The following is a 445-nucleotide window of genomic DNA, read 5'->3' on the forward strand; positions in this document are numbered from 1 at the left end:
TTTCATTAATCCAGATAAAGATATTGCCTATTCCATTCGCAAGCGTGGTGAAGATGAAATTGAAATTCGGGATTCCATTTTTGATGGGTACGCTCGTGGGTTTATTCGTTTTGTTTTATTTGCCGGATTTTTGATTATTGGCTTTGGTGGCGGAAATAGCTTAAATAAACCATTTAGTTCTCAAATAAATGACTTTAAAAAAGATTATACTTGGGCATTCAAACCAGATGAACTAATTGCTCCTAATTATAAGGATTATTTAGAACTCTATAAGGAAAAGGGTACATTTGCTTCAAAAAGACCATTTGAAACCTATGAGAAATATAGACAACGTTACTTAGGTGAATGGGAAAATGATAGATTCAAATTTATTCTATATTGTACTTGGTTATCTGTTTTTTTTATTGCTGTGCTATTTGCCTTTTTCCTCCCCCGTCCACGCGGC

General features: G+C 33.9%; 1 pseudogene. It reads left to right on the forward strand.

Annotation, left to right across the window (positions count from 1 at the left end):
• Nucleotides 1-4: 4 nt before the first annotated feature.
• Nucleotides 5-445 (forward strand): annotated as a pseudogene (locus HMPREF3263_RS00915) (hypothetical protein); the annotation flags it as partial.

The organism is Haemophilus sp. HMSC61B11, from assembly GCF_001838615.1.
GTDB lineage: Bacteria > Pseudomonadota > Gammaproteobacteria > Enterobacterales > Pasteurellaceae > Haemophilus_D > Haemophilus_D parainfluenzae_AD.